The sequence below is a fragment of the Tolypothrix campylonemoides VB511288_2 genome (assembly GCF_045999855.1).
GTDB classification, from domain to species: Bacteria; Cyanobacteriota; Cyanobacteriia; order Cyanobacteriales; family Nostocaceae; genus Scytonema; species Scytonema bouteillei_A.
Map to the genome: position 1 here is coordinate 72,048 of NZ_JBFPMW010000015.1, position 20,697 is coordinate 92,744.

Annotated in this window: 20 protein-coding genes; 11 read left to right on the forward strand and 9 right to left on the reverse strand. The window is 41.6% G+C overall.

What is annotated here, in order from left to right; all coding sequences use genetic code 11:
* Positions 1-230 precede the first annotated feature (230 nt).
* On the reverse strand, positions 231-1,088 hold the full coding sequence (locus AB0756_RS33220; RefSeq protein ID WP_038092874.1) for an MBL fold metallo-hydrolase: 858 nt from the start codon (positions 1,086-1,088) through the stop codon (positions 231-233).
* Between the two features lie 165 nt (positions 1,089-1,253).
* Here AB0756_RS33220 and AB0756_RS33225 point away from each other — a divergent pair, with 165 nt between their 5' ends.
* The 6 genes from AB0756_RS33225 (at position 1,254) to argJ (ending at position 7,992) form a co-directional block, all read left to right on the forward strand.
* Positions 1,254-2,528: a patatin-like phospholipase family protein gene (locus tag AB0756_RS33225; RefSeq protein ID WP_050045345.1), complete on the forward strand. Its 1,275-nt coding sequence runs from the start codon at positions 1,254-1,256 to the stop codon at positions 2,526-2,528.
* Positions 2,529-2,945: 417 nt separating this feature from the next.
* Complete coding sequence (locus AB0756_RS33230) at positions 2,946-3,881, forward strand: ABC transporter substrate-binding protein (RefSeq protein ID WP_038092844.1); 936 nt, start codon at positions 2,946-2,948, stop codon at positions 3,879-3,881.
* 136 nt (positions 3,882-4,017) lie between these two features.
* Complete coding sequence (locus tag AB0756_RS33235) at positions 4,018-5,043, forward strand: ABC transporter substrate-binding protein (RefSeq protein WP_038092842.1); 1,026 nt, start codon at positions 4,018-4,020, stop codon at positions 5,041-5,043.
* 16 nt (positions 5,044-5,059) lie between these two features.
* Positions 5,060-5,857 carry an ABC transporter ATP-binding protein gene (locus tag AB0756_RS33240; protein WP_038092839.1) on the forward strand — a complete coding sequence of 266 codons (798 nt, stop codon included), beginning with the start codon at positions 5,060-5,062 and terminating at the stop codon, positions 5,855-5,857.
* Between the two features lie 11 nt (positions 5,858-5,868).
* Positions 5,869-6,747, forward strand: a complete 879-nt coding sequence (locus tag AB0756_RS33245) for an ABC transporter permease (protein WP_050045344.1) — start codon at positions 5,869-5,871, stop codon at positions 6,745-6,747.
* Between the two features lie 81 nt (positions 6,748-6,828).
* Positions 6,829-7,992, forward strand: a complete 1,164-nt coding sequence (argJ, locus tag AB0756_RS33250; protein WP_050045343.1) for a bifunctional glutamate N-acetyltransferase/amino-acid acetyltransferase ArgJ — start codon at positions 6,829-6,831, stop codon at positions 7,990-7,992.
* 23 nt (positions 7,993-8,015) lie between these two features.
* Here argJ and AB0756_RS33255 read toward each other — a convergent pair whose 3' ends face one another.
* Positions 8,016-8,375, reverse strand: coding sequence for a hypothetical protein (locus tag AB0756_RS33255; RefSeq protein WP_038119357.1), 360 nt, complete (start codon positions 8,373-8,375; stop codon positions 8,016-8,018).
* Between the two features lie 99 nt (positions 8,376-8,474).
* Entirely contained in the window at positions 8,475-10,169 is a 1,695-nt protein-coding gene (locus AB0756_RS33260) for a GH3 auxin-responsive promoter family protein (RefSeq protein ID WP_050045342.1), read from the reverse strand.
* An 18-nt stretch (positions 10,170-10,187) separates the two neighbouring features.
* Here AB0756_RS33260 and AB0756_RS33265 point away from each other — a divergent pair, with 18 nt between their 5' ends.
* On the forward strand, positions 10,188-10,400 hold the full coding sequence (locus tag AB0756_RS33265) for a hypothetical protein (protein WP_050045341.1): 213 nt from the start codon (positions 10,188-10,190) through the stop codon (positions 10,398-10,400).
* A 199-nt stretch (positions 10,401-10,599) separates the two neighbouring features.
* Positions 10,600-11,784, forward strand: coding sequence for an MFS transporter (locus AB0756_RS33270; protein WP_038078174.1), 1,185 nt, complete (start codon positions 10,600-10,602; stop codon positions 11,782-11,784).
* A gap of 178 nt (positions 11,785-11,962) precedes the next feature.
* On the opposite strand, the gene AB0756_RS33275 is transcribed toward AB0756_RS33270, so the two are convergent.
* A complete protein-coding gene (locus AB0756_RS33275) occupies positions 11,963-12,700 on the reverse strand; it encodes an aspartyl/asparaginyl beta-hydroxylase domain-containing protein (RefSeq protein ID WP_038078170.1) in 738 nt (245 codons plus the stop codon).
* 26 nt (positions 12,701-12,726) lie between these two features.
* Entirely contained in the window at positions 12,727-13,344 is a 618-nt protein-coding gene (locus AB0756_RS33280) for a GDSL-type esterase/lipase family protein (RefSeq protein ID WP_038078169.1), read from the reverse strand.
* A gap of 229 nt (positions 13,345-13,573) precedes the next feature.
* Here AB0756_RS33280 and AB0756_RS33285 point away from each other — a divergent pair, with 229 nt between their 5' ends.
* A complete protein-coding gene (locus tag AB0756_RS33285) occupies positions 13,574-13,960 on the forward strand; it encodes a cupin domain-containing protein (protein WP_050045340.1) in 387 nt (128 codons plus the stop codon).
* Positions 13,961-14,144: 184 nt separating this feature from the next.
* On the opposite strand, the gene AB0756_RS33290 is transcribed toward AB0756_RS33285, so the two are convergent.
* On the reverse strand, positions 14,145-14,417 hold the full coding sequence (locus AB0756_RS33290) for a hypothetical protein (RefSeq protein ID WP_038078166.1): 273 nt from the start codon (positions 14,415-14,417) through the stop codon (positions 14,145-14,147).
* Positions 14,418-14,638: 221 nt separating this feature from the next.
* Between AB0756_RS33290 and AB0756_RS33295 the strand changes: the two genes are divergently transcribed.
* Positions 14,639-14,827 (forward strand): helix-turn-helix domain-containing protein, encoded by a 189-nt coding sequence (locus AB0756_RS33295; RefSeq protein ID WP_050045339.1) that lies wholly within the window; start codon positions 14,639-14,641, stop codon positions 14,825-14,827.
* A gap of 209 nt (positions 14,828-15,036) precedes the next feature.
* Here AB0756_RS33295 and AB0756_RS33300 read toward each other — a convergent pair whose 3' ends face one another.
* A complete protein-coding gene (locus tag AB0756_RS33300) occupies positions 15,037-15,747 on the reverse strand; it encodes a hypothetical protein (RefSeq protein WP_038078165.1) in 711 nt (236 codons plus the stop codon).
* Positions 15,748-16,141: 394 nt separating this feature from the next.
* On the opposite strand from AB0756_RS33300, the gene AB0756_RS33305 reads away from it, so the two are divergent.
* Positions 16,142-16,546, forward strand: a complete 405-nt coding sequence (locus AB0756_RS33305; protein ID WP_050045338.1) for a phosphomannose isomerase type II C-terminal cupin domain — start codon at positions 16,142-16,144, stop codon at positions 16,544-16,546.
* Positions 16,547-16,827: 281 nt separating this feature from the next.
* On the opposite strand, the gene AB0756_RS33310 is transcribed toward AB0756_RS33305, so the two are convergent.
* Together AB0756_RS33310 and AB0756_RS33315 are read right to left on the reverse strand one after the other, a co-directional pair.
* Positions 16,828-18,333: a GGDEF domain-containing response regulator gene (locus AB0756_RS33310; RefSeq protein WP_038078163.1), complete on the reverse strand. Its 1,506-nt coding sequence runs from the start codon at positions 18,331-18,333 to the stop codon at positions 16,828-16,830.
* Between the two features lie 894 nt (positions 18,334-19,227).
* Positions 19,228-20,649, reverse strand: a complete 1,422-nt coding sequence (locus AB0756_RS33315; RefSeq protein ID WP_038078160.1) for an MFS transporter — start codon at positions 20,647-20,649, stop codon at positions 19,228-19,230.
* Between the last annotated feature and the right edge of the window lie 48 nt (positions 20,650-20,697).

Genomic DNA, 20,697 nt, shown 5'->3' on the forward strand with positions numbered 1-20,697 from the left:
GCGAATGAGAAATTTTGGTGGATTGTGGTGAATGATACAGTATTACAGAGTTGAAGATAGAAAACTGGGTTCTCAACTTGCGTCATTACCGAGGGGAAATTCATTGCAATCTCTGTGAAACAAGAATCCCATGGCTTGATATCATCAAAACAAGCTTAGCAATGTTTTGATAGCCATGGGAGTGTCAATCCATTCCTGAATATAAAAATGTTCGTACAACATTAAGCTGTTCAGCGCGAATAATTTTCCTGCAATTGCGAATTAGTTCGCTCGGTAAAAGCTTTTAACTCAATAGCATCGTGACTGCAAAAGAGACGCACGTTACTACTGCGATCGAGAGATAATGCTCGCAACCGTTTTTGATTGTCAAGTCGAGCCTTACGGTCTACCTCCATTAACCATTGATAAGCACGCAAACCGGGCGTGCATTGTGGTTTGGGGTTTCTCATTTCATCTCGATAAAAGTAGGCATCTCCTGCATGTAAAAGCCAACCTTCGGATGTTTTGATAGCAATACCAGCATGACCTTGCGTGTGACCTGCTAGGGGAATGAGAAGAATCTCTGGTGGTAGCCCATCAAGGTCGCGTACTGCATCAAAACCAAACCAAGGTTCCCCTTTTGCCGAATAATACCTCCATTGTTTGACTTCATCCCACTGACCGGGACAATAGCGCTGCGATGCAATAAAGCCTCGGCGTTCTCGCGCTGCTTCAATCTCGGGAAGCATCACATGCACCGTAGCTTCTGGAAAATCTTCCAACCCACCCGCATGGTCGAAATCAAGGTGAGTCAGCACTATGTGGCGCACATCGCGGGCGTGAAAGCCAAGTTGCTCAATAGCTGCGATCGCCGTGTATTTTTCTTTAAACTGAATGCGGTTCAAATTCATGAAGAACGGGCTGAGTCTTGATAATGGTGCTTGAATATCGCGCTGACCGAAGCCAGTATCGATAAGAACAAGTCCCCGATCCGTTTCGACAAGCAAGCAGTGACAAACAAGACTGGCTGTGAGCCCGCGACTAAAACCATCAAAAAGCGCTCCGCCAATCGGACACATACAACCGCAATTAAGATGATGAATACGCATAAATGATTCCCCGCTCGTATCAATCTCTCTTAAAAACGAAAAAGCGTGGAGAATCACCATACTTAGGGGGAGTATTTTCAATCTTTATTATTTTCTTTTAAGCACGTTAATTTGTTACCAGTTACTGGGAACTATAGAACTGCAAGTTTTAATGGTTGTTGGACTATGACCTTCAAAATTCTGAGCTTAGATGGTGGTGGAATCCGTGGTATAGCTTCGGTACAGATGCTACAAGAGGTGGAACGTAATATTAGAGATACTTACGGCTTAGAGTTACACCAGTACTTTGACATGATTGCTGGGACTTCCACTGGTTCGATTATTGCTGCAGGACTGGCGAAAGGCTTAACCACAGAAGACCTTCTTAAACTATACCAAGACAATGCCGCGCAAATCTTTCCTTACTCGAAAACAAAATTGGGAAAAACTTGGCGAAAGATCAAAAATATATTCTCACCCAAATATTCCCACGATGGGCTGGATCGAGCGCTTTCAAAACCAGATGCTTTGGGTGATACAAAGATTTGCCAAATTGTCCACCCTCTGTTACTGATTCTTGCCTATGATATGCGTTACCGCAACACTACCTTTTTTACCAATTTCCATCCCGATTTGGGCTTACGCTGGTATGATGAACTTCCACTCAAAGATATCTGTATTAGTTCCGCATCAGCGCCTACTTTCTTCCCGCCACGTGAATTAAAAGCATACGATAAAAAGACATTTGGTGACTGGTCGTTCCCCCACATTGATGGTGGGGTTTGTGCTAATAATCCATCTTTGGCAGCAATCAGTCAAGCTTTAAAGCTCAGCCGCCATCCTAAACTCTCTATGGAGGAGAAGAAGAAATATAACTTAGAGAATCTCAAACTAGAGGATATTTCTGTACTTTCTATCGGAACAGGTAAAAGTGGAAACCCATATGAATATGAACAAATCAAAAAATGGACTTCATTGGGTTGGGTTGCACGACTTGTAGATGTATTTATGGAACCGACAGGTGAAATAAATGCTACCATCTGCCAAAACCTTATTGGAGGTTTTGAGTCAGGACGTTACCTCCGACTGGATTTTGATTTGAATGAACGATACAAACATGTTCCAAAGAACGAGGAAGATTATAGAAAAGCTCGTTCTCTCATAGGAAAAAAAGCAGAACGGAAAAATAAGTATTTGCTTAAAATGATTGAACAACAAAAAGATGACCCTCTCAAGCAGAAGATCAATACAAGCGTTACAGAAGATATGGATGACTCTACCGAGGATAATATCTCTACTTTGATTGCAGCAGCTCAAGCCTTCATTGAATATGGTCTGATTTATGATTCTAGAGTATACGGCGAAGGACCTGAGGTCAAAGTAGCAATTAAAAAGTTTGTTGCCAACAATCCCGCCGCTTGCAGTACCGCAAACCAAATAAAGGAACTATCAACTATTTAGTCGTTAATTGCGACACATAACTCATAATGAACTACCTATACTCCCGCGCTTGGTGAGTGTAGGCTTCTAGTATTCCTGAGAACTACTGGGCGTGTTTTCACGCGTGTTAGATTCCCCCAACCCCCCAATCGAAACAGCAACAATGTACTCGAGAAGACTTGTGTACACTACTGCAGGATCGAAAGGGGGGCTAAGATACTCAAAAGTCTTACAGAAAATAAACTAGCTACCTGATATCAACTACCCATCCTTGAGCTTCCACGATTTGAGAAAAATTGACAAAATCTAATTTTTGTGTGTTCTTCTATTTTTTTCCAACCCGTAAATAAATATTTATTAACTTGACTAAATACTAGTAAATACCGGAGAATAAGCGATACTTATAGACTTCTCATCCTTTGGGTAAGGGGATAAACCATGAGTAACGCAACTCTTAAACTCAAGAAAGTCAGGAATGAGATTAGCGGGACGGTGTTCTCGCTACCGTACTACGTGGCTCGCGATAAAGGTTACTTTGCCGACGAAGGCATAGATATCGAGTTTATCAAACGTGGCTCTGGCGATCGCAAGCCAGAGATCTCCTTAATCGACGATCATCGTTTGGTCAGTTCTTTTGGTGCTTTATCGTTATTTGAACGGGGCGAGAGCACCCTCTATCGAGCCTGTGAGTGGGGACAGGTGCGACGCACTTACGACAGTTCTCGTGGAGGTCAGGTAGTAGCTAAGCGTGCTGCTATTGCAAGTCAGGCGATCGTCGTGCGACCTGATTCACCGTACAACATCCCACAAGACCTAGCTAACGTCCCTATCGGTGTCAACTTTCATCATGGCTCCCACTACATCGCCATTCAAATTCTTGAAGGTTTCCTTTCTAAAGAAGAAATCAAAGTGGTTCATATCGAGGGCGGCGGTGCAGACAAGCACTTTAACCGCTTTGTAGCTCTGCGTGACGGTCTTGTTGATGCAGTTGCGGTCATGGAGCCGTGGATTACGGTAGCAGAAAAACTGGGCTATAAGATTATTGCCGAAGCACACTACGTTGGTTTGGAAATTGGCAGCCCCGAACTGGATAAAGAAACTTTTGAGGCAATCAATAAGGCAATTCGTCGAGCAGTGAAGGATTTACAGGATGATCCGCTCCCCTACGTACAGTACTTGATCGACGATGTCTCTGAGGATATTGTCAAGCTCGAACCGTCGGACTTCCGCCGCAATCGATTGCGCTATGCAGACCCAGCACCCTACCCTGAAGCAGATTTTCGCCGCACTTACAACTGGATGGTGAATTGGGGACTGATTGAGCCTGACGCTAGCTTCGAGCAAATTGTTGATAACAGAGTTATCAAACTTTGATGAGCGAGCCATAGAGCAAAAGCGCAAACATGGGTTCATCCAACTAGGAAGAACCCATAGTTTTAACTGCCTTCTTTCAAGGTAAGGAGCGAGCACTGTTTCACTAACCTAAAACAACCTAATCTTGAATCAGCTAATGAACACGCGCAGAAATTTTTTAAAATATGCTTCCCTGGGAGCAACAACAGCTTTAACTGCAACGATCTGGGATAGCATCAGTCAGCCAGCCGCTAGCCAAGGAACGATTAAAGTCAAACTGGGAGCAGTAACTGGTATTAACTCCATCGATGTTTGGATTCCTGAAGATTTAGGTTTTTTCGATGCTGCTGGCTTAAATGCAGAGGTGATTCAGTTTCAAAGTGGAGCAAAAATGCGAGACGCGCTGATTGCGGGGGAAATTGATTTCGCTGCTCAAGCACCTTTGCATGTTTATTTCTCTCGGCTGAAGGGAGTTCCTCTTAACGTCGTAGCCAATCGCCGCAATCTTGTTGATACTTCTTTAGTCGTGCGCTCCGATTTGCGTTCTAAAATTAAGGCAGTCTCTGACCTTAAGGGAAAACGGTTTTCAGCCGGTGAGATTGGTACTTGGAGTTGGGCGGTATCGGTTAAATATTTGCGTCAAAACGGTTTAACAGAAAAGGATGTAGAGTACGTTCAAAGTACAACCACTTCTACTTATACCCTACTCAAAAGCGGTCAAGTGGATGCAGCTATTGCTGGCGCTCCCGACCTGCACAGACTACTTAAGGAAGGAACGGTTTTTCAACTGCTGAATGCTCTCGATCCCAGCGTGCATAAGAAATATTTTGGTGCTGCTGAAGCAATGACTCGTGCTTGGCTGAGCCACGAACGCATTACTTCCCAAAAGCCTGATGCAGTTAAGAGATTGATTGGAGCAGTAAACCGTACTTTCTCATATATGCATCAAAACTCACCCGAACAAATTATTAAAGTGGTTGGAAAACGTTTTGACAATAGCAACTTAGATGCTATTCTTACCGGGCTTCGTACCGAACTCAAGCGCTCCGTTCCTAAGAATGCCTCTATCAGTCAGACAGCATATCTTGCAGATCAAAAAGTATTTTTAGATACGGGAATTATTAAAAAATTAGTTCCGTATTCTCAAGGAGTATTTGATACTTACTCGGGTCGTCGTGCTTGAGGAGAATAGTGTAAATATGTCAACCCCTATCATCGATACCCAACGTCTCTCCATTTCTTATTGGAGCCAGAATAAGCGGATTGAAGCATTGCAAGATATTAGCTTGACTATCAATGCTGGTGAATTTGTGACACTCATTGGACCTAGTGGCTGCGGAAAAAGCACGTTACTGAATGCGATCGCGGGGTTAATTGGTCCCGGTACGCATATAGAAGGGACTTTCAATACCAGTCATATCAAACAAATTGGTTACTTATTTCAAAAGCAAACCTTACTACCCTGGCGCACGGTACTGGATAATGTCACGGCTCCTCTAGAAATCCGTGGTGTACCTCGGACTGAAGGACGAAAAAAAGCCCTGACATTGCTAGCAAAATATGGATTAAACGGTTTTGAGCACAGTTTTCCCAGAGAACTATCGGGCGGGATGCAGCAACGGGTGTTGCTAATCCGAACGCTCATATATGAACCTGATGTAGTGTTACTTGACGAACCTCTCAGCAGTCTTGATGCTCAAACGCGTGCTCTGTTACAAGATGAATTCCTCCGATTGTGGCGGGATACGGGACGTACTTTTGTTCTGGTCACTCACGATCTTGATGAAGCGATCGCGCTTTCGCAACGAGTGTTTTTGTTAAGCGCCCGCCCTGGCAGAATTGTGAAGGAATTTCAGATTGATTTGCCCGTGGAACGTTCTGCGATCGCAATTCGTACCGATCCAAAATTTCAACAAATCCAGCGCGAGATGTGGTCAGAATTAACCACACAGGTATTAGAACAGCAAGATCGAGGATTCGCACTCTTTAAAACATAAATGAAAATAACATGAGAACGATCCGCAATAGAACCATTAGTACCAGACAATCCCCTCTTTCCTCTACTCATCAAAAGACAAACCTTCCGGGTTCTAGTCGAAAAAGAATCACTTGGACGCAACGTATACAGCAACTTGCTTTACAGCTAACGCCTCTAGTTGCGATCGTGTTTGTTTGGGAAATCGGAGCCGGAGCATTTGGCATACCCAAGTTTATTGAACCAGCACTAGTCGGCAAGCCAAGCTCTATTCTCCAAGAAGTGAGACAATTATTTTCTAACGGTACTATCTTTAAACATATCTTTGTCACCTTTCAAGAAGCAATGAGCGGGCTCGCTCTGGCAATGACTGGTGGTATTAGTCTGGGAATTGTATTAGCTTACTCTCCGCAAGGAGCGCGGATAACTCTTCCATATGTCCAAGTATTTAATTCTCTACCTCGTATTGCCTTAGCTCCCTTTTTCATTATTTGGTTTGGTATTGGATTGCTCTCCAAAGTCTTGCTTGCAGCTTTAGCCGCTTTTTTCCCCATCTTTTTTACAACGTATCAAGGGCTTCAAAGCATCGATCGCGAGTTAGTTGCTGCTTTCCAAGTCATGGGTGCCAATCGATGGCAGATGTTGCACATGGTGATACTGCCTTCAGTTCTCAGTTGGGTTATTGCAGGAATTCGCACGAGTTTGGGGATGGCTTTAGTAGGGGCGCTTGTAGCTGAGTACATCGGTTCAACTCAGGGGTTAGGCTATCTGTTAATGGCAGCACAGGGAACTTTAAATGTTGATAAAGCTTGGGCAATACTGGTAGTCTTGGCATTCATTAGCGTTTTACTGGATTGGGGCGTTCGCGCTTTAGAATCCCATATCTTACGCTGGCGATCTAACCCTAGGTAACTAACTGCTTTTATGAGAGAATTGGGTATACCAATATAAAACATTCTCTCACATTTCATAAATTATTAACTTAGGAAAAATATGCAATTAACGGCATCTTCCGTACCTCAAGGATTTAGTACATTTGTAACTAACTTGGGCATAAGAGATACTAGTGAGGATTTTTTATTTATTAAATCGGATGTTGAAAGTGTTGCTGATGGAGTCTTTACTCAAAGTCTTTTTGCTGGTCCAAGCGTGACAATTAGCCGCGAACACTTAAAAGATTCAAAAGCACAAGGAATTATTGTTATCTCCAAAAATGCCAACGTTGCTAATGGTGTTGTTGGCAAAACGGATGCAGAAGAAGTCATCAAACTTGTGTCTGCGGAAACCGAAGTTCCAGCAAATAATATTTTGATAGCTTCTACAGGTGTTATTGGGAGACGATACCCAATGGAAAAAATTCGAGCAGGATTATCAGGGATAGGAAACAAATTAACTCCTGCTGATTTTCATTTAGCTTCTCGCGCTATTATGACCACCGATAAGACACCTAAGTTGGTAACACGGCAAGTTGGGCATGCAAAGCTAGTCGGAATTGCCAAAGGTGTTGGCATGATTGAGCCCAATATGGCAACGCTGCTTGCTTTCTTTTTTACAGATGCAGCTATTTCTCCAGATGTACTGCGTTCTATTTTTCGACCCACTATAGATAAAACTTTTAATTGTCTGAGTGTAGATACTGATACTTCTACTAGCGATACTGCTATCATTCTTGCCAATGGTTTGGCTGGAGAAGTGAGGGAACATGAATTTTCCCATGCATTATATGAACTGGCTCGTGAGTTAACCTTAATGGTGGCGCAAGATGCAGAAGGCGGTACTAAAGTTATTGAAGTGACGGTAGATTCAGCGATCGATTACGCACAAGCTAAACGAGTTGCCAAAGCAATTGTAAACTCGCCTTTAGTCAAAACTGCGGTGTATGGAGCCGATCCCAATTGGGGAAGAGTGGCTATGGCTATGGGGAAATGTGAAAGCGATCGCGAAATAAATCAGGAAAAAGTTGTGATTAGCTTTGATGATATTCAAGTTTATCCTAATAGTTCAAATGAGGAAAATCTCGAACAGTTGCGACAAATTATGGCAAAGGATAAAGTGAATATCCATGTCAGCCTTAATATTGGTGAAGCGTCTGCAACTGTTTGGGGGTGTGACCTATCAGAAGGTTATGTAGACACTAATTCTAAATATTCAACTTAGATAATTTTGCTCCGAATCCTATATTACTTAAAAACAATAGAATACAATACTGCAAGGGCTCTCGAACTTTTGTACGTTGGACAACCCCAACAGATACCTGTAAATGTTGGGTTTCGTTCCTCAAACGCCACATCGCTCAAGGGGGGGAACCCTCCGAAGTTTGCTATTGGGGAGTCAGTCCGGTCTTGGGGAGACAGTGCGTTGCGGAGGTTTCCTCCGTTGGAGCACCTGTCGTCTTTGCCCAAGTGAAGCATCTGACGTGGAAACCCCCAAGCCCTTACGGGTTCGCCAGTCCCCTCGTGCCGTAAACCTGCTTTCAGGGCTGGACTCACCGCAACTTCTCTCCCCACGCGAGTGGCTCCCCAACCTACGTGTTTTCGCATTGTTAGGCTTAATCGACAAGTATTGCAATTACAATCACCTCCTTGTCTTCCTTGTTTGGATCTCAAATAGGATTGTTATATATCTCACTTGAAAATTAATTATTGATTGCTATCTAAATCCTCTGCTAATCTAATCTCGTGTTGAACTGGTAAACCAGTAAGAAAAGCCCGGTTTTCACTAATATGAGGTACTTTCAGTTGACCATCTGGAATTCCTTTTTGTAGTTGACGCTGGCGGAGGGTAGCAAAACTACCTGGAGCTAAAATTCGGAGTCGGGGAGGTGGTACTTGATCCCGGCGGTTGACTTCGTAGGAAATATGAATTTCTTTTAGCTTGCTGTCAAAGCTGGCTAGGAAGGCTTGGGGGTTGTGGAGTGTATGACTGGAGGTAAGTTCAATGTTTACTAAATAGTAAGGTGGAAAATCATTTTCGCACAAGGTGATACAAAAATCTTCTAAAGCTACGCTGAAATCTCTTTGCAAAGCTTGCATCACTTGCGTCACGTGAAATTCGGTTGTCTTCTCGTTTATTGCAGAAAGCAGTCCACCTTGACGGTAGCGGAAGACAATCAGGGGTGTTTGTTCGTAAAATCCAAGAACTTCCACAATGTCACCAATATCGTAACGGTAAAAACCACTGTAATTGGTTACTAGAATGCGATATCGCTCTCCAGTTTTTACCTCATTAGCTAGCAAGGTTTTAGGATGCTCTGCTTCCCACTGGTCTTCTGGTATAAATTCAAAAAAGCCAGTCTCAATTGCTAAGATACTGCTGTCATCATTAGTATCGTGGTAAATACCAAAAATAGCTTCTGAAGTAGAATAACCCGCGCCAAATTGTGGTGTATCTCCAAAATAGGTGGGAAATCTTTCAAAATAAAAGTTTGATGTTCCTCCACGTGCAGCAATAATAAATGATAAATTGGGCCAAGCAAGTTTGGGGACTATTCGTCCAGAGGATTTCCAGATTGCTCTTAATTGTGCGGCTCGCTTGGGATTTGCTAACCATCCCTTCTCTAACTTTACTCGCAGTTCTGGGTCAATTTTTAACCAACTTGCGATCGCTCCAGTCTCTATATCTCGGATTAACTCTTCCGCATAGCGTTCTAAATAGCTGCAATTCCGCAATATAAGCATGGGAAAGCTTTCCGCCATCCCCCGCATGGACTCGTCTCGCAAGGCGAATAGCAAACAAACATAATGACGGGCTAAGCTATCAGCTACCTCTAAGGTCTCATAAGGGTTAGCAAATAGCTGCTTGCAAATCAACTTACTCATGCGAAGGTTTACTTCACCCGCTGTCCCATACTCAATACCGCCTGCGGTACGTCCTTGCAGCTGTACTGACTTGGTTACCATTAATTTGCCAAACTTTAGCCCTCTTGCTGACAGCGCCTCACTTAAAAAGCCAATGCTAATCCAATAAGCCCTTTCCAAGGATTTCTTAGTTTCCCGAGTGACGGGAACGAGTTTCTTTTTTCCAGTCGAACCACTGCTTTGAATCAGGTGAGCAACGGGTTCGGCTGTGAGAATGTTTGCTTCACCTTTTGCTATACGCGTAGTATACGGTTCATAACTGCTATAAGGTAGAATGGGAACCTGCTCTCGAAAGCGATCGATAGTTTTGATGTCTCTGAGCCCGTATTCCCGACCTAGTACAGTATCTTGATGTGCTAGCAGCAGGTTGCGTAAAAAATTCTCCTGCACTGCACCGATCTGACGAGTTTTTCTTACAAAATTGGCTTTTGATTGTCTGGCTGCGGTACTTAAAAGTGAAAAAAAGAAATTTGCCATTGAGGTTTTGTAAAAGTCATGTTAATTACAGAGCTTTTTGTGAAAGAATTACTTTGTCTCACTCTATCCACAGGTGCTGATTTTACCTTACAAAGCTTTGTTATGCTGAAACTAGTACATGAAGGCAGAAGTACGGAGACAGAAGGTAGAAGGAGTAAAAGCTTTTGTGCCAGCTTTTGGTCTGTTACTAATGGTTGCCCGATTTACGCGATCGTTGTACTAGTTTTATGAGTCGATTTCTCTAAAACTAATTGTACATCGCATACAACCCCCGTATAGTATGCTATGGAATGTCTCTGTATTCTGTTCTGGGGATACTCTGTGGCAACAGAAACCAAAAAGTTGAAGCTAACGGGAGCTATTTTGGTCTTTTATATGTCTATTTCTGCATCCTAGTATGTTAACTAGTACCTAAGTAACTCAGACATAGATGACTAACATTTCCTTTTCCAAACAGGCTCCCACACTATTAGTACTATTAGCCGCAGGCTGTCTCACTAGCATGACGGGTGGTATTGTAGCACCTGTTTTTCCAGAAATTGTAGAACAACTGCGGATCGATCCGGGATGGGCTGGAACTTTAGTCAGCGTACATACTTTGATGACAGCCCTCTCCAGTCCAGTGCTGGGTATTTTGGCAGACCGGATCGGAAAACTGAGAGTCTTGATTTTCTCTCTGGTTTGCTACGGGTTGTTTGGTACCGCAGGAGGTCTAATGCAAAGCTTTGACTCTTTGCTTTGGACGCGAGCTCTGTTGGGTGTAAGTAATGGTGGCATTGCGGCTGCAAGTATCGGTCTGCTAGGAGGAATGTATGAAGGAGAATCGCGATCGCGGGTTATGGGTTACGCTACTAGTGCGCTCGCAACTGCTAGCATCATCTTTCCTCTTTTAGGCGGATGGGTAGGCTCTGTCCACTGGCGGTTTGCTTTCTGTCTTTACGTCTTGGCACTACCTGTAGCGCTAGCAGCTAGTTTAATTTTACGAAAAAGAAAATTTCAACAGGCAAAGACTCTTGACTTAACTAACACCCAAAATCTCACTACAAGTCTGTTAAAGCCCAGTGTCCTCATGCTCTTTCTAGGACTGGGACTTGCTTCAGCTATGTTCTATGTCGTGATTGTTTATGCTCCTCTTTATTTCAAAGTTGCCATTGGAGCTAATACAGTCCTCAATGGTGCGATTCTCGCTTCTAGAGCTATCGGTGCAGCGATCGTATCCGCAGTCGGTGCTAGTTTGCTAGCCAAGAAATTGGGAGTTACCCGAGCTATTGGAGTGGGGTTTGGGTTGATGGCGCTGACATTAATCGCAATTCCCCATCTAGAACACGTTCAATTAGCTTTGTTCACTGCACTTTTATTTGGAATGGGATTTGGCATCGTTATGCCCAATCTTTACAGCATCTTATCTGATTTATCCCCAGTAAATCAGCGTTCTGGTATATTGGCGATCGGTACTGGCGTTTCTTCATTAGGACAATTTCTATCCCCCGTTTTTTTAGGACCAGTATGGAAAAGCAGTGGTGCAGTCGTGTTTTACGTAGCAGGTGTTGTAGGGCTAGTCATTACTTTTCTCAGTTTCTTAAGCAAAAAAAACATGAACAGCGATCGCTCATAGGTCATATAAAGTAAATTTTAAATCGCCAAATGTATTGTGTAAGGTGGGCAATGCCAACCAAATCGCTCCTCTTGGTTGGTATTGCTGAATCCAACATTGAACCCTTATTGTTAGGTTTGGTTCTTCTACCCAACAAACCTCTATCCAACATTGAACCCTTATTGTTGGGTTTCGTTCCTCAACCCAACCTACTAACTACCGTTTCAAACTGTTTTTCCCAAGTATTGTGATTGGATTTTGCTTCTCTAACTAAAGGTGATAGAGACAATATTTGATTCACAAGCCAATTGACAGCAGAGAGGGGAAACCGTAGCGGTCTGGCAATGTCTAGAAATAATACCACCCGGTATCCTTCTGTATCGTTCCACACTTCATGGGGAAATGTATCATCAAATAACAAGCTTTTTCCCTCTTCCCAGTAAGCTATTCGATCGCTAATACGAATTCGACAGGCAGATTTTGGTTCTGGTACTATCAATCCCAAATGATATCGAATTAACCCTTTATGCTTGCCTCTGTGTTCGGGAATATGCTTCCCTGGAGCTAGAATCGAAAAAAATGCTGATTTCAAACCGGGAATTTGCTGCAATAGTTTCCACGTTTCGGGACACCGTTCGCAATTCTTTTTTGCTGTGAAGCCAAAGGCATAAAAATAATACGTCTTCCAGCGATCGTCGGGGCTTATGCGTTGTTGGCGAGGCATAATGTCTTGAAAGTTTGGCAACGCATGGGTGTGTTGGAGAACTTGCTCTAATTCCTTGCGAATTACTAACCAATTTGTTTCTAGCTTATTAGCCCAAGGAAATTGCTCTTTATCAAAAAAAATGGAATCTCCAACTAAAGAATATGCAGACACTAAACTCTCTAGTCTTTTGACAATGGGAGATTTAACAACTTCGCTTACAAAATCTTTCATGAGCTTGCTTCTTTAACCAGTCGCTGTTAAGATATCCAATTTAACCAACCACTCCAATTTTGCACAATTGCTGCAAATTCTGCATAACCCGCAGCTTTAGGATGAGCACCATCATTAGCTTTTGCCTCTTCTATCCAGATGTGTGATTTTTCTAAAATAGGAAAAATATCTAAATATGGTACATCTAATTCTTGACAAACCAAAGCAAATTGCTTAGATAAATTTGCGACTCTCTGATTTCTCCCATTTTGTTCTTCATCACCGATAGGTGGAGGTCCAATCATTAAAACAGGGTATAATTCTTTCGCTTCACTTAAGATAGTACGGGTATTTTCTATAGATTGTGCCACCTCAACACGCAGTTTACCGTTTTCAATTCCCGTATCATTAACGCCGAAAGAAAAGACAACTCTACCGTTGTATTCTCTCGGTAAACGATATGAAACTTCTCTTAACCACCGTTCTCTTAGTTCTGTACTGGTTTCGCGCCTCACCCCTAAATTATAGTAGGTAATATCGTGACCTTTTTTACTAGCATTAACACATATCCTACCAGCCCAGCCAAGATGTTCGGGATCGCCAGTACCGTTAACAAATGATTCACCAAGAAAACAGATTCTGAATTCTAGTAATTTTTTTGACATGGAAAGCTTGATTTTAGATCTGACTAAAAACAGTGGTAAAGATGTATGAAATTTTTAACTTTGTGAAAGTTTAGCTTGAAAATCAGGGGTTCGGGAACAGGGGTGAGAAGTTTGGGTAGAGAGATTTTTATACAAAAATAAGAACTTGGTTACAAATGTTTGAGTGCAATCGCTTTTTTCTTTGGCTAGATGAAAAAATAGTTATAGCAGTCTAGTTGAGAAACTAGTTATGACTCGGAATGAGAATCTTCCTCAAATAAAAGTCAATTCGTGTTCCTTACAATGCATTACGAGATACTGGGGCAAAGTGGAAGTCATTGAAAAAGGTAAGAACTATCGGATCAATCGAATAGAAATCAAGCCCAAACACAGTATCAAACAACAAATTCACTATCACCGATGCGAACATTGGGTTGTTGTTTCAGGTATTGCCAAGGTTACCTGTGGTCATGAAGAAATCTTATTGAACAGGAATGAATCTACTTTTGTTCCCTCTGCAACGTTGCATCGAGTAGAAAATCCAGGGTTTATTCCACTCATTATCTTGGAGATTCAAAATGGGGAGTATTTAGGTGAGGATGATACGGAACGAGCTTTAGACTTAACAAAAGTTTAATTTGCTACTCGTAGTCTGTCACCTTTATTAATCAGGAGCTGCAAGATCCCCCACTTCTTCAAGAATACAGTTGGTTAATCGGGGGTCCCTCAATCAGTACTTTTTCGTTCCCTCCTAAGCATATGAATGCAGTTGGCGAGGCGATCGCTGTCTCGCGGAATTCGATTGAAACCGGAGGCGGAGCCTAATACAGGTTGGTGTAAATAAAGCAACCATTAGTCATAAACAAAAAGCTGACAATCAAAACTTTCGAGCCTTGCGCCACGCCAGCTGCTGTAGCCTGTGGAACCATGCACGGCGATCGCTTATGGGAAGAAACCTCCATGAGCGATTGCCTCGCCACCACAATGGCTTCTCTGACAAGCGGACTTCTGCCTTTATGTACTCGGGTATTGACTTTGTGCATTTTTTGAGGGAAAAAGTTCGTGCAGTTTTTTTGAGCAACTCCACGAGCCATAAGGGGTTTCTAAATCAAAAAATATCCAATTTTCTTTTGTGGTGCGGGCATCCATGCCCGTCCTACAAGATTTGGATCGGGGATTTCCAAGAAATCAATGACCCTGCTGATAGGGCGTAACTTAGCAGTCAATCTATTATATTTTTTTAATTTTCTTAAGAAACCATTCCAATTAAATTAGGTAATTGTCGTCATTTAAATGACCGGGAAATCAGGATTATATGCAGAAGCAAGGTGTTTCACTCGCAGAGGCAGCAAGGCGTTTGGGTGTGAGTCAGAGTACTTTGTATGTGGCTGTGCAAAAAAGACAGCTTTCTTCTTTTACAAGAAATAGGAGAACTCTAATTTCTACGGGAGCTTTAAGAGATTATCAAGTCAGGCAACGTTCTATCACTGATTACAGACTTTAGTGCTAGAAGGGTTGAAATAGTAAGTCAGGCGGGTTTTTTGCCACTTTTTCAAATCATCCTATTTTTCAAATTCCCATGTAGCAACCTTTCTAAGCTTTTTTCGTCGAACTCACATTAAATTGCAGGTGAAAATTGTTTGACTGTGAGAGGTTTTTGACCACGCTCCTATAGTGGAATGATTTCCCTTCATTGGAAATCGGGGATTGGGATTATGCAATGGGATTTTTTCCCTTCATTGGTATGAAATTATTCCATTGTATTTTAAGTTTTTTATAATGAGCTTTGAAGGTGATAAAACGTGCTCCCACCTCTTTATAAGTTACACGAAGTTGTTTTGATTGCGCCTTCAGTTCCTTTGACCTAGCAAGCATCTTATGAAGAGCATCATAGTTTAAAGAATTTACTCTTGTACTTAATTTGTCTGTTTGGCTCAACTCATCTGGGTTAACTTTTAAACCATAGATAGCAGTCAGTAGCTCAGCTAGAGAAGCCCTGGCGGATTTTTTGCTTGTTAAAAGTGTAGACGCCAGTTTCTTAGCATCTTCAAATTTTAAGTGTGCATACAACTGTGTACTAAATGCAGTCATTAACTCACGGTTTGTCTCCACCAATTCTGACGATACCTCTTGTAGCTGCTGCTCAACATTAAGTAGAAGTAATTGTAGACTATCCACCAATTCATGCAAAAACTCTACTTCTTCACGCAAAGACTCTATCTCCTTGGAATCATCAGAGTTTTCATAGATAATTGATGAATCTTTATTATAATTAATTTGACATTCACTGAGTTTTAAATTATCAGTTAATTGTTCAATATCGAACTCTTCTTGAAAACTACTTAGAAATTTATCTATTTTTTGCAATTGCTGTTCAATTATTTCGATGAGTTCTTGACTCTGTTGTTCGGGCTTAAAAGTCACCAGTTTTCTCCAGTTTTGACAAGTTACTTTAGCATTAAACGTAACATTTCTCCTTTTTTCTGTCTGTACGCTACCAATCTAATCCTCCTCTCCCACATCAAACTCAGAAAAATATTTGAAAATAATAATTATTTTTAAATAGGTTGCTTGCTCTTTGAGCAAGGCATTCCCAGACCGATCCATTGGCTCGAGGTGGGGGTCCGATCGCGCGATCGCCAACGACATCCTTTCCGTATTCGGCTGAACGTCAACATTAACACTAAACTTTGCAACGAGTACGTAAGATACAAATTAGGGAGCGATCGCGTGGTTACAGTTTTTGATACGCAAGCTTCTGCTTACGCAAGCTCCTTACACAATAGTGATTGTTGTCTGGTAGAGAGACTTAACTATTATGGCTCAGGCTGAAAACACTGCTCAATTAACCGTAAATCCGTCTTCCTCCCATGCTGGTATGAGATACTGGGGTAGAGTTGAGGTCATAGAAGAAGGAGAATATTACCGAATTAGCCGTGTAGAAATTAAACCCAAGCACAGTATCAAACCACAAATTCATTACCATCGCAGCGAACATTGGGTTGTTGTTTCAGGTATTGCAAAGGTTACTTGTAATAACCAAGAAATATTACTCAATTGTAATGAGTCCACTTTTGTACCTCCTGCAACGCTTCACAAGGTGGAAAACCCTGGATCTATTCCACTGATTATTCTAGAAATTCAAAACGGAGAGTATTTGGGTGAAGATGATACCGAACGCCCTATGGATTTAACTTTAGTTCAACCTTTAACAGAAAGTTAATTTTTCTAATTGTGTGTAGAGACGCGCTGAATGAAAGCGTCTCTACAAAGAAACTAACTGGATATTACAAAGAAAGGCAGCCTTGCTGGAGGCAGCTATGCTGAAGGGATTCTGTCTCCTGTCCTCTGAAATAAAAATGCGCGTTGTGGGAGTAGCGCCCACTAAAAAAAAGATGTTTTTCCAAGATGCGTAGCACGAGGAAAAACGGCGTCCTTGTTTCAATCCCCTGTCTTGAGGCAGGGGTCCTTCTGCCCTCTGCCCTCGTACTTCTGCCTTCTGAATTACGTAGATGAAATGGGGAGGCTGCAATTTATTGCGCGATCGCGCCCTTGCTTTTTAGCTTGATAAAGTGCTCTATCGGCTATTGTGACTAACTCCTCAGGTAGAGTATCTGGTGTTGGTATCAAACAACTAACTCCCAAACTTAATGTTACATAACCTTCATTCGGGGATTGAGGCGATGGTAATTTAAGTTGTTGTATTTCTGCACGCACAAGTTCCGCTACTTGCATTGCTCCTGCTAAAGTGGTGTTGGGAAGAAGAATTGCAAATTCATCTCCACCATAACGAGCAACTAAGTCAGCAGGACGTTTTATACAACGACCGATCGTGCTGGCAACGGTTTGCAAACAGTTGTCTCCGGCTAGATGACCAAGTGCATCGTTATAGCCTTTAAAATTATCAATATCACAGAGAATTAACGATAAAGGTAACTGTTCTCTTTGAAGCCTTCGCCATTCTTGTTCTAGAGCTTGGTCTAATTTGCGACGATTGGCTACATGAGTTAATCCATCTAAATGAGCAAGGCGTTCTAATTCTTTATTTGCTTGTTGTAGTTGTTGATAGAGCAGTGATTGCTGAATTGCGATCGCCAATTGGTCAGTGACAACTCCAATAAGTTGTAAGTCTGATTCCGTCCAAGGAGATGATTGATGTCTGACAATACAAAGGCTTCCCCAAATCCGCTCGTTTAAATAAATAGGAATGGGTAAGCAAATTTTGGAATAGTGTTGGATCAAATTTAAACTATCACTTGCTTGATTCAATTTATCCAAACAAAAGGTTTGTAACTGTTCGAGTTGTGCGGCTAAAAAATTTTCTATAGGAAAAAACTCTTGTCTTTGTGCAGTTAGGGAAAATGTTGGAGGTAAATATTGTTCTACGAGTTCCCAAGTTTCTTGGTTGGGCGAATACTGCATGATCCCAACCCAATGAGCTTCGACTAAAGTACCGATAGCTGCCACAGTTGTAGAAAAGATAGCAGGTAAATCTAAAGAATTACGGATTGCTTGAATCATTCGATTTAGAGTTTGCTCGCGCTGGTATTGAGATCGCAATGCTGCTTCTGTTTGTTGGCGCTGTAAAATCTCTCTTTCTAACTGCTGTTTTTGAGAAAGAATCATAATTTGATTGTTAACTCGTGCCAAAATTTCTTGAACTTGAAATGGTTTGGTCACATAATCTGCTGCTCCAACCTGAAATGCTTTAGCTTTATCTAAGCCTTCACTTAAGCCGCTGAGAAAAATAATTGGAATATCTCTAGTTTGTGGATCTATTTTCAACTTTTGACAAACTTCATATCCACTCATATCTGGCATAAGAATATCCAGCAAAATCAAGTCTGGCGGTGAGATTAAGGCTACTTCAAGCGCTGCTTGACCGCTTGTTACAGGTCTAATTTTATAACCATTTTTTCCCAGGATTTTAAATAGTAATCCTAAATTAGACGGTGTATCATCTACTACCAAAATTTCTGCTCTTAAAGTATTTTTCTTTGTATAACTCATTGGCTAAGATGACAAAACTATAAAAACAATTTATTCATATTTCTACTTTTGCTTTATAAAAGTTAAAACAACCATCGTATTTATGACGAAAAAATTCTCAAGCAATTAAATCTACATTATTGTGTTTAAAATCCGGAATTTTGTACTTGTAGTCATGTTGTTTCTTTTTTCAGCACAAATACTGAAGAAAAAAATAAAGACAGATTGACCATATTCCGGATAGTTATGGAACTTTGTATAGGTAAAGTTAAAAATTGATTAACTTAAGAAAGTATAAAAGATAAAGGATGAAGAATGGAAATTTTCAGGTTTCCCTGAATTTACTGACAAAAAAATCAAGAGATATCCTTGATTTTTTAACTACTCAATTGAAAGTAACTTCATCTTTTCAATAACAAAATATACGAAAATTTTAAGTATTATTCCACCCTTAGCTTGTATGCAAACTATCTCAATATGGTTCAGATAAGGCTCAATCCCCCCTAGCCCCCTTAAAAAGGGGGGAATTGGAATCCACTTTCCCTGTTATCCGGGTGTTTCATATTTTTTCTAGAGATCTGTACACCACCGTAGCCTTTTTAAGGTAGGCTCTTTAAGGATGAGATATTGTTAACTGAACCGTATTGCAAACTATCTCTACTTTAAATGAAAATTGCATCATCAATGAGGCGCTCTCCAGTCGGATCGAATGGACGGTTAATTAACTTTCCACCGCTCGCGATTAACTTGGATCTCTCAAATTAGGGCTTGAGATTTAATGACTCGTTGTATGTGCGTAAACTTTTGGTCAAGCAATCTACAGCAGATTGCAACAAGTGTAAGGTACAGATTGTTGTAGGGGCGCAAGACCGCCGCACCCCTACCGATGGACTTCATTTACCTGAAAAATGCTGTTTAAATTTTGACTTCTGAAACCAATGTAGGTTGCGACTTATTCGGTAAGACATTTCGCAGAATGTCAATAAGTGACTGGCTGCGTGGTTCTTGAACAAAAAGCAAAGGTAGTAGAGCAATTAATCGCAAAACAGCTGAAAGAGCAAACAGTCCGGGTAAACCCCCAATAATATTTAGCCCAGCTATAAAGCCACCAACAGTTGAACCCAAACCTCCACTGACACCAGCAACGGCTGCAGCAATGGCAAAATACTGAGAAGGACGATCTAAAGGAGCGACTGACATTTGAATATTGCTGCTGCACAACTCAATTGCTGCTATGGAACCACCAGTTAGCAAATGGATTGTTGGTAACAATATCCATACAGAAACTGAATCAGCACCAGCAAACAACCAAAATATTGGTGTCACTGCCATCAAAATACCAACTAATAGTAGAAGCGGACGATTCCCCATTCTGTCAGCTAGCTTCCCCCACAGTACCAACAAGATTAAGTTTGCGCCAGCTGCTAAACTGGTGTAAAGCGTAACCGTACTTAAATCCAAAGCTAAATCTCTCATCATATAAAGATTAAAGAACGGTGTGCTCAGGTTGACTGCAAACGTCCACAAACCCAAGTACAATAATAATTTGATAAAGTTGATATCTTTAAAGATACTTGCCTTTTTAGGTTGGTTTTTCTGTTGCTCGGGCAAAGTTCTAGTATGAGTGACTTGTGGATTGACATCTTGCATCCAAAACTGACACACTAAACTTGCTATTCCAACGACGACTCCACACAACAACATCACACCAAAACCTTGAATTGTGCCACCAGGCCAATTGGATATGCCAAATCCAAGCAGTGGTACGCACAAGAGGTTTGTTAGGCTTGCCGTACTATTGCGAAAACCAAAATATCTGCCCCTTAATTGTTGGGGAACTAAAGCAGCCATCCAGCTAAACCAGGCTGAAGAACCTAAAGCTCCTAAAACGTTAGCGATAAAAATTATACTTAATGTCCAGGTAACCAACTGATGTTGATGGTTGTTGGAAGAACCCACCCACGCGATCCCTAACAATAGAGTCAGCCATAACAGTCTGGATGGACCAAAAATGGCTAGCACATACCAATGACGGCTCTTGGTACGGTCTGCAATAAATGCTCCTAATGGTTGTAAAAAGTTGACGAGCATGGGAATTGAAGACAGCAAACCAATTTCCACTGGTGTTGCCCCTAATTCAAGTAGAAAGTTTACCAGCAAAACACCACTAGTAATGTTAGTAAAAATACTGGCTAAGATGCCATCTATGGTGGATGCCTTCAGGCTGGTTCTTATGGCTTGTTTAGAAATTTTTGCGCTCGCATCGGTTTTGGGTGCTCGTACCGAGCCAGGAAGAGGTTCCAGTGCTTCTAAAGTAGGAGAAGATAAATTGTTCACTATAAATTAAGTTATTAAGCTACGAAATTAGATGGGTAAGGACAGACC